10 protein-coding genes are annotated in these 9,051 nt (G+C 39.3%); 4 read left to right on the top strand and 6 right to left on the bottom strand.

The annotated features are described in order from the left end of the window. Window positions 1–112: 112 nt before the first annotated feature. Window positions 113–703, bottom strand: coding sequence for a rhomboid family intramembrane serine protease (locus tag CK510_RS20540; protein WP_095723475.1), 591 nt, complete (start codon window positions 701–703; stop codon window positions 113–115). A 359-nt stretch (window positions 704–1,062) separates the two neighbouring features. Here CK510_RS20540 and CK510_RS20535 point away from each other — a divergent pair, with 359 nt between their 5' ends. Next, entirely contained in the window at window positions 1,063–2,409 is a 1,347-nt protein-coding gene (locus CK510_RS20535) for a GTP-binding protein (RefSeq protein WP_095723474.1), read from the top strand. A gap of 482 nt (window positions 2,410–2,891) precedes the next feature. Continuing rightward, window positions 2,892–3,170 (top strand): Calvin cycle protein CP12, encoded by a 279-nt coding sequence (locus CK510_RS20530; RefSeq protein WP_095723473.1) that lies wholly within the window; start codon window positions 2,892–2,894, stop codon window positions 3,168–3,170. Between the two features lie 146 nt (window positions 3,171–3,316). Here CK510_RS20530 and CK510_RS20525 read toward each other — a convergent pair whose 3' ends face one another. After that, window positions 3,317–4,141: a TlyA family RNA methyltransferase gene (locus tag CK510_RS20525; protein WP_095723472.1), complete on the bottom strand. Its 825-nt coding sequence runs from the start codon at window positions 4,139–4,141 to the stop codon at window positions 3,317–3,319. 169 nt (window positions 4,142–4,310) lie between these two features. Continuing rightward, window positions 4,311–5,486 carry a molybdopterin-synthase adenylyltransferase MoeB gene (gene moeB / locus CK510_RS20520; protein ID WP_095723471.1) on the bottom strand — a complete coding sequence of 392 codons (1,176 nt, stop codon included), beginning with the start codon at window positions 5,484–5,486 and terminating at the stop codon, window positions 4,311–4,313. Window positions 5,487–5,637: 151 nt separating this feature from the next. Between moeB and CK510_RS20515 the strand changes: the two genes are divergently transcribed. Continuing rightward, window positions 5,638–5,835 carry a DNA-binding protein gene (locus CK510_RS20515; RefSeq protein WP_095723470.1) on the top strand — a complete coding sequence of 66 codons (198 nt, stop codon included), beginning with the start codon at window positions 5,638–5,640 and terminating at the stop codon, window positions 5,833–5,835. Next, the gene (locus CK510_RS20510) at window positions 5,832–6,218 is read left to right on the top strand and encodes a type II toxin-antitoxin system death-on-curing family toxin (protein ID WP_095723469.1); all 387 of its coding nucleotides are present in this window, start codon (window positions 5,832–5,834) and stop codon (window positions 6,216–6,218) included. Before CK510_RS20515 ends, CK510_RS20510 begins: the two co-directional genes overlap by 4 nt. Before the next feature lie 26 nt (window positions 6,219–6,244). Here CK510_RS20510 and CK510_RS20505 read toward each other — a convergent pair whose 3' ends face one another. From CK510_RS20505 to CK510_RS20495, 3 genes are all read right to left on the bottom strand, one after another. Next, on the bottom strand, window positions 6,245–7,039 hold the full coding sequence (locus CK510_RS20505; protein ID WP_095723468.1) for a DUF362 domain-containing protein: 795 nt from the start codon (window positions 7,037–7,039) through the stop codon (window positions 6,245–6,247). A 279-nt stretch (window positions 7,040–7,318) separates the two neighbouring features. After that, window positions 7,319–7,726 (bottom strand): thiol-disulfide oxidoreductase DCC family protein, encoded by a 408-nt coding sequence (locus CK510_RS20500; protein ID WP_095723467.1) that lies wholly within the window; start codon window positions 7,724–7,726, stop codon window positions 7,319–7,321. Window positions 7,727–7,759: 33 nt separating this feature from the next. After that, window positions 7,760–9,051: amylo-alpha-1,6-glucosidase (locus CK510_RS20495; RefSeq protein WP_095723466.1), on the bottom strand; the 1,292-nt coding region annotated here is incomplete at its 5' end.

The following is a 9,051-nucleotide window of genomic DNA, read 5'->3' as shown; positions in this document are numbered from 1 at the left end:
GCGTTCGCGTTTAATTTCCCTTTACTTTCTCATGATTTATTTATCTTTCTTGGAAGAATAAAAACTGGGATGTACCCAAATAGATGTACTTATTATCATTTACCAGCTAAATCTATTCAAATATATCTCGACGTACAATACCTAAAATGATTGCCACAATTCCCATAAATATACCAGTTATTGCACCACCAATATGGTTCACATTATCAACTATGGGAATTACAAAACCAATCGAAATATTTATGATCAGAAAAGAAAGAAGAGATTGATAAACTTTCGATGCAACTTTATTCTTTCTGCCCATACTTAGAGTTGCAGCTAAAACAGTTCCAGCGATTCCCATAATCGCACCAGAAGCACCACAACTTACTATCTGTGGAAGATTAAAACTAGCACTAGCATAATTAGCTGCGATCGCACATACTAAATAAGCAAAAAGGTAATAAAAACTCCCCAAAATTCTTTCTGCTAATAACCCGATGGAAGATAGGCAATACATATTAAAAAATAAATGAATTATGCCTACATGGATAAAAGAAGCTTTGAGAAGTCGAATATATTCGCGTTGTTCAATAATAATATTTTTTTGATTTGCTCCCCACTCAAGTAAATCTTGAGGATTTGGAGCTATCCAAGATACTCCTTCTCTCACCATAAAGATATAAACAACAACATTAATGGTGATTATAAAGAGTGTAATCATAGTGTTTCTTGTATAAATAATTTATTAAAGTTATTGAAAATTATGAATACTAATCTTTGAATTTATTACCACCAATTCAGGATACATTACAGCTTGTTTTTCCACTAGTCTCATCAACACATTATTACAGCTATCTGTAATTAATGAATGTTATTAGTATACACTTACCTTAACCTAATATGGTTCAGTTAAGGTTATCAAAATTATTTTTTTTACCAACCGCCAAGACACAAAGGACGCAGAGAGAATAAAATAACATTTAACTGTAGCTTGCTACTCTACGAGAAGCCAATACCTGCCTACTGCGGAGCAGCACTGTATTGAACTAAAACCACCTACTTTTCACAAACCCCATTCCTGTGTCCAACAATCAACAAGAAACCCACCTAAACCGCGCTCGTGCTAGCCTGCGTCAAACCTTATCTTGGTACAATAATCTACGTAAACCTGGACAATCAACGAGCAACAGCGAATTAGCGGGTTTGGTAAAATCAGAACTAGAGATGCTGAATGCAACTCTGAATAAACTTGACAATAATGTCATACGTATTGCCGCATTTGGTTTAGTAAGTCGGGGAAAATCTGCCGTACTCAATGCTTTACTAGGACAAAAAATCCTCCAAACTGGACCACTCAATGGTGTCACTCAATACCCCCGCTCCATACGCTGGAGTCCAAGCGATAAAGTAAAAGTAGAATTAATTGATACACCTGGATTAGATGAAATTGCGGGTGAGATTCGGGCACAAATGGCGCGGGATGTGGCACAACAAGCCGATCTAATTTTGTTTGTTGTATCGGGTGATATCACGCGCACTGAGTATCAGGCTTTGTTGGAGTTACGTAAATCACAAAAGCCGCTAATTTTGGTGTTTAACAAAGTTGATTTATATCCCGACACCGATAGAGAAGCAGTTTACAGGAATTTGCAGCAATTAGGTGCGGGAAATCTGTTAGAGAAACCTTTGCAACCCGATGAAATTGTCATGGTAGCAGCAGAACCAGCACCTTTGGAAGTGCGGGTTGAGTATGCTGATGGCAAAGTTGATTATGAGTGGGAAAATTTACCACCACAGGTTGACGAATTAAGACAGGTAATTCTAAGTATTCTCAACCGTGAAGGTAGGTCATTATTAGCACTAAATGCCTTAGTACAAGCGAGGGAAGCTGAAGAAAGTATTGCTCAAAAAACAATTGATGTCAGGGATGAAACTGCTGAGGAAATGATTTGGCAGTATGCAAAATATAAAGCATTAGCTGTGGGGTTAAATCCGATTGCGGTTCTTGATGTCATAAGTGGTGCGATCGCGGATTTAGCCTTAATTCGCTCCCTCTCCAGATTATACGGTTTACCGATGACGGGTTACGAAGCCGCAAAGATTCTCCAAACGATTTTATTTAGCTCTGGAAGCTTACTATTGGGGGAATTGGGTACAAGTTTGATATTTGGGTTGGGTAAAAGTGCTACGGTTGTCACAGGGGATAGTGGAGCCAATATTACAGGATTTGTGGGAAGTGCGATCGCGCAATCGGGAATTGCTGGTTATGGTGCTTATACAGTCGGGAAAGCTGCCCAAGTTTATCTCAAAAATGGCTGCACTTGGGGACAATTTGGTGCAAGTACAGTAATTCAAGAAATTCTTGCCCAGGTTCCCAAAGATACAATTTTATTTCGATTACAGCAAGAGTTAGGTAATAGAAAGTAAATTTGACATCATGGTAAATATACTATGGAAATAATTATTTTGAGTAATAAATAATCGATTCATAATCAAAAGCTATTCTAACTATTAGTTTCAAAATCACATTTGAGAATTGAAATCTTAGGAAAACCCCATAAATCAATTTAGGGGATTTAAACCAATAAGGCAGAGGGAAAAAAATGTATTTTATTCCTTCTGCCTTCTGCCTTCTTCGGTAATTGTAGCTACTGCTGCAAAATTTCCATTTACTTAGATTCATAATGACAGAAGAGTAATTTGCGTTAGTTTTTACTACCACAAATGGCGGTTTTTAACACCCTATAGCTGTGTAATTTTGTTTACACTAAAAACATCAACAGAAACAGCTAAATGCGATAAATTATCAGCTTTCATGTCTGGCAATACTCCACAAGAGCAGGCAATAAAGCATATCGCACTTATTTTGAGGCTCAATATCGTTCTATAATAATTTAAGTGAGAATATCATGGCAGAAACTTTAGATGTAATCCAGGCTGCTGTTAACTCCTACCAAGAAGGCAAAAAAACTCTTGAGGAGGTAATTCAAGAGTCAGTAGTAGAAGCTCGTTCAGCTTGCCAACAGAGCGGGAATCAATCGCCAGAATGTGCAGTTGCTTGGGATATAGTTGAAGAATTACAAGCAGAGCGATCGCACCGTAAGCAAGCAACAGAAATCAAAACTTCCTTAGATCATTATTGCTACTTACATCCAGATGCCGCAGAATGTCGTATTTACGACGTTTAATTATCAATGGTTAATTGGGGATTTCCAGAAAATAAAATATTCCGACTATAGACTTATCTATCTTATCATTCGTAAGGGTGGGGAGACCTCACCCCTACAATTTGGAAACATTTATTTTTTGGTATTCTCTTACTAATAATTCCTAACTATTTCAACTCATCTACAGCAGATTTTGTTAATTGCTTAATTGCTTCCAACTCTGGTGCTAAAACTTGACTTTCCATAGCTAACCACATTAAATATTCTATATTGCCAGCAGGACCAGTAATTGGAGACCAAGTTAAACCTCTATATTTCCATCCTACTTGATTTGCAACTTGTAAAACTTGATAAATTGCATCTGCATGGTCATTAGAGTCGCGTACAACACCTTTTTTACCAACACGATTTTTACCCACTTCAAATTGTGGCTTGATGAGTAATATCATTTCCCGTGGTTCTTGAGATAATTGCCACAACACAGCCAATATTTTCGTTACAGAAATAAACGAGACATCAACAACAATAAATTCAGCGATTCCTTCTTGCTCTGGAGGGGATTTTTTATATAAATCTTCTGATTTAAGATGCCTGATATTTGTACGTTCCAGCAAAACAACTCTAGAATCGGTTCTCAACTTCCAATCAACTTGTCCATAACCAACATCAACACCGTAAACTAATTTTGCCCCAGTTTGTAGCAAACAATCAGTAAATCCACCTGTAGAAATACCAGCATCCAAACATACACGTCCTGCGACATTAATACTAAAATATTCCAAAGCCTTAGCGAGTTTTTCACCACCACGAGAAACAAAACGCGATCGCACTTTTATCTTAATTTCTGCACTGACATCGATGTCTGTCCCAGCTTTATCTACTATCGCACCATTAACAGTAACCTCACCAGCTTGAATCAGACGCTGCGCTAAAGCACGAGAGGTACATAGATTTTTGTCTACAAGTAGGGTATCGAGTCGTTGTTTTGCCAATTTTTGCAATCGAATCCCGTAAAGATTAATTAAAAAAGATTAAAATAACTATTTAATTATTCATCTCCTCTTTTCTAAGTAGTAGAGATGCTAACACCGGAACTGTTACCCCCAGAGTATAATAGCTATTGTACAGACGACCCGGTGGGTCGTCTCTAATTCCTAACCCTTAATAAGAAGGAACCGAAGAATCGATTTCCTGACTCCAGGCAAGGATACCACCTTTAACATTTATACCTTCAATTCCAGCATTCTTCAAAATACTTAAAGCTTTTGCCGATCGCATTCCCGACTTACAATGAACAATCAAACGATGACCATTTAATTGTTCCTTCACCTTACTAATACCATCACCATCTTCAATATCAGGTAATGGAATCAAAACCGAACCAGGAATCTTCGCAATTTCGTACTCGTTAGGGTTGCGAACATCAAGCAGCACAAAATCCTTTGCACTACTATCCAACAACTCCTTCAACTCCTGCACAGTAATTTCTTGCATATCCATATGCTGCTTTGCCTCCTCTGCTTGCGCTTGGGGAATACCACAGAACTGTTCGTAGTCGATTAATTTTTCGATTACAGGACGCACGGGATTTGGACGCAATCTCAATTCCCGAAACTTCATATTCATTGCATCATACAACAACAAGCGTCCACTTAGGGTTTCACCTTTACCCAAAACAATCTTTATAGCTTCAGTTGCTTGAATAATCCCAATAATTCCCGGCAAAATCCCCAAAACACCACCTTCCGCACAAGATGGAACCATCCCTGGTGGTGGTGGTTCTGGGTATAAATCGCGATAGTTGGGACCACCTTCGTAGTTAAATACCGTAGCTTGTCCTTCAAACCGGAAAATGGAACCGTAAACATTAGGCTTATTTAACAACACACAAGCATCATTAGTTAAATAGCGCGTCGGGAAATTGTCAGTACCATCGATAACAACATCATACGGACGAATAATATCAAGTGCATTCTCCGACGAAATCCGAGTTTCGTATAAATCAACCTGACAATAGGGGTTAATTTCGAGAATGCGATTTTTTGCCGATTCGATTTTGGGTTTACCTACCCAAGAAGTACCGTGAATAACTTGACGTTGTAAATTGGAAGTATCAACAACATCAAAATCAACAATACCGATACGTCCAATACCAGCCGCAGCCAAATACAATAATAATGGCGAACCAAGTCCACCAGTACCAATACACAATACACTAGCAGCTTTGAGACGTTTTTGACCTTCCACACCAACTTCAGGCAAAATTAAGTGGCGGGAATAACGTTCGTAATCGTCTTTACTTAACTGGACTTCATCCAGATTCGGGTTCAGCGTCATGGCAATTCGATGAGGAAGAGCGGACTATATATAGTACCTAATAATGGTGACACAAGGGGAGTAGGGGAGAAAAAGATGGGACAGTAAAGATGGTTTTCAAGCTATTATTTTATAATTTTAAATATTTATCTACGATTTTGAGAGGTTTTTGATGGCTTCCATTACTGTAAATATTACAGACGAGCAACTTCAACAATTACAAAAGTTAGCAGAGGAAAATCATATCTCCCTCGAAGATTTATTGCGTGCAAATATAGAAAATTTGTTAAATCATCCTCAAGATGAATTTACTCAAGCAGCAAGTTATGTGCTTCAGAAAAACGCCGAACTCTATCGTCGTTTAGCATGATACGTTATCTTACATTTTTGGAAGTCCTTAATTTGCACCATCAAATCATCGAATATTCCCAAGGAGTCGTGGGTATACGTGATTTAGGAGCTTTAGAATCTGCTATTGCTCAACCACGTATGACCTTCGGTGGAGAGGAATTATATCCTACAATTGTTGATAAAGCTTCAGCGTTAGCATTTTCAATTGTGATGAATCATCCCTTTATTGATGGAAATAAACGTACTGGACATGGTGCAATGGAAACATTTCTTGTACTGAATGGACTGGAAATTAATGCTTCTGTAGATGAGCAGGAAAGAATTATCTTGGCTTTAGCATCCAGTGAATTAGAGCGTGATATATTTACCAACTGGTTACAGCAAAACATAAAAGCTCACTAACATTCACTACAACTTAAAATTGGTGGTTATTCGTTCAGCTGTAACCTCAATTGTGCGATCGCATCGACATAATCTGGAACTCCCTCACTACCCACCTCACATACCATCCGATCCACAGCCAAAATATCATCACCAGAAAACACCTTCCCCAGTTCTACAGCTTTTCCCTTATCGGGTTTCCAATCATTACTAATAAACTTTAAATTACCATCAACCACAGCACCATCAAATAAATGTCCAACGCTGAAATAGACATCCTGTAGAACTTGCGGCACAGAAGGACGATGCAACTGTCCGCGAGATTTCGCACTCCTAGCTTTATAATGGGCACGGGGAAACAATCCGTACAAATTCTTCAACGAAGCTGATATTAAAGCCGCATTCAGAAAAGTTCGTTTAAAAGCACCCAAACTAATGCGACAATCAACCTCTTCCAAAATCTTAGGTGCAAACATCGACTTAAACCGCACTGGATTCGGAGAAAGATTCGGGTATTCCTGCAAAGGCAACTCATCCGCATCAAGAAGCTGCATTCCCTCATCCAGCAATCCATATACACCCAAACGAGTCGCAATTTCCGACAACGACACATTCGAGCATACACCCTCAACAATCAAAATTTCCGCATTCGGACTAGCTTTTCGCAAACCCTGCAACACCTTACCTAATACATTCATACTAACAGTAACAGGTGCAGCAACAGGATAACCCAAATTAGGTTTTACCAAAATACGTTTAGCATCATTAGCTTTCACAGGTGGTTGATAGACAAAATCAGTAGTATCAACAACTTCAACAGAGGAACGTAGCATTTCTATCATTTACATCCCTGAAACTAAAAATAGATTACGACTGATTGTATAGATTTATGTTGGGTTACGCAAAGCCTCCACCCAACCTACAAATACTGAAACTAAAAATAGATTACGACTGATTGTATAGATTTATGTTGGGTTACGTAGAGCCTCCAACGTCACTTGCTATAACGAGGGAAACCCTCGCAACGCAGTGACTCCCCAACCTACAAAAAATTGTACATTAATAAATCCTCTCTGCGTCTCTGCGTCTCTGCGCGACACTTAAATTTTATTTTATTAATCCTAACCCGGCAAACACCCCCCATCACCACAAAACTGGGACTTATAAGTATTCCCACGTTTACCAAAAAGAGCATAACGATTGTCGCGGATTTGCTCATAAAACCGATCGCCAACCCACTTCATCCCTGGTAAACCCCGATACGCATCAACAAACACCCCTCCCATCGGTAACAAACGTCCAATTTCCTCAGCCGCATCACTACCTTGCCAGCGTCGTTCCGGCATATTCCCATCAATCAAAATCATCCCCATTTCACAATCTTTAGGTGTAATTTGCCACCGTAAAAGCACTTCCCCATCCTGCATCGGAATGTAGCGAAACAACTTACCTTGGTCGAGATTCTCCAGTAATTGCACGAGAGTGACACAGAGGTTGCAATTACCGTCATAGATTACATAGTGAGTCATATTTATTTCGTTAAATTCAAGTAAAAAATATACCTATTTAGCATTATTACTAATATGACGAATCACCTCAGCAACAGACTTTGCTTGCGCGATCGCACCTCTTGCTATGTGGGGTACATCACCATCAAAAATCTCGGAAATAGAACCCATACAAGCATCATCAGTAAAATGTTTCATTAAAGGTTGCCAATCAACAGGCAAAGGTTTGTGAAGGTAAAATCTTTGCCAACCTCGCACAAAAGCACCAATTAACCAACACCATACCGTACCTTGATGATAAGCGCGATCGCGTTGTTGCTGATTACCTGTATAACTGCCAATATAATCAGGATCATCAGGATCGAGACTACGTAAACCATAAGGAGTTAGCAAACGCGATCGCGCTACATCCAAAATATGTTGCCCTTGCAGTACCGTAAAACCACAATGGGCAAATGATAGTGCCAAAACAGCATTGGGACGTATTTGAGCATTGCGGCGATCGTCCGGCTCAATCGTATCGTAAAGATACCCCAATTGGGAATTCCAAAACTTTTGCAGCGAAGTTTTCACCTGTTCGGCTTGCATTGTATAGCGTCGAGCCTGTTTTGCCAAACGTCCCTGCTCGGCAATATCTCCAAATTCGCTCAAAGTTTCTGCCCAGCGCGAAGCCCAACATAAAGCAGAATACCACAAAGCATTGATTTCCACAGGTTTACCCCGACGAGGAGTTACAGGTTGTCCATCAACTACAGCATCCATCCAAGTTAATGCCACACCACGATTATCCGAACTAACTAACCCGTCAGTCGAATCAACTTGAATATTATAGCGAGTACCCCCAATCAAAGCTTTATAGATTTGCTGTACAACTGGATATTGTGCTGCTAAAAATTCCCAATCATGGGTAGCTTCAAGATAAAGTCCCAAGGTTTCAATCCACCATAAAGCGGTATCGATACTGTTATATAATGGTTCATTATTGATATCTGGAAACCCATTCGGAATCAAGCCATAGCGACAGTAATTTCCCAAAGTTGCCAAAATATCCTTTGCCACATCGTAACGCTGAGTCGCTAAAGTTAACCCCGGTAAAGCAATCAAAGTATCCCTTCCCCAGTCGTTAAACCAGTGATACCCAGCAATTAGAGTCAGACTATCGGTTGATTGACGATAAACAATAAATTGGTCACTAGCTTGCAGTAATTTTTTTTGTAAATCCTTCGTCAGTAGTGGAGAAGAATTACTTTTTGGATGCTCATTCCAGCAAACTTGCGAAGAGTCACGATTAGGAGCAGTCAGAGAAAATTTATCTGCCTTATTTCCCTTTTCCCTATCCCCCATCC

Origin of the sequence: Brunnivagina elsteri CCALA 953 (assembly GCF_002289455.1) — a bacterium.
Lineage (GTDB): Bacteria > Cyanobacteriota > Cyanobacteriia > Cyanobacteriales > Nostocaceae > Brunnivagina > Brunnivagina elsteri.
The sequence above is the reverse complement of the archived record's forward strand: the minus strand, read 5'-3'. Positions and strand labels throughout refer to the sequence as shown.

Coding starts and splice junctions, on each gene's coding strand:
- CK510_RS20540 (WP_095723475.1), bottom strand. CDS start 703: ATGATTACACTCTTTATAATCACCATTAATGTTGTTGTTTATATCTTT.
- CK510_RS20530 (WP_095723473.1), top strand. CDS start 2,892: ATGGCAGAAACTTTAGATGTAATCCAGGCTGCTGTTAACTCCTACCAA.
- moeB (WP_095723471.1), bottom strand. CDS start 5,486: ATGACGCTGAACCCGAATCTGGATGAAGTCCAGTTAAGTAAAGACGAT.
- CK510_RS20515 (WP_095723470.1), top strand. CDS start 5,638: ATGGCTTCCATTACTGTAAATATTACAGACGAGCAACTTCAACAATTA.
- CK510_RS20510 (WP_095723469.1), top strand. CDS start 5,832: ATGATACGTTATCTTACATTTTTGGAAGTCCTTAATTTGCACCATCAA.
- CK510_RS20505 (WP_095723468.1), bottom strand. CDS start 7,039: ATGATAGAAATGCTACGTTCCTCTGTTGAAGTTGTTGATACTACTGAT.
- CK510_RS20500 (WP_095723467.1), bottom strand. CDS start 7,726: ATGACTCACTATGTAATCTATGACGGTAATTGCAACCTCTGTGTCACT.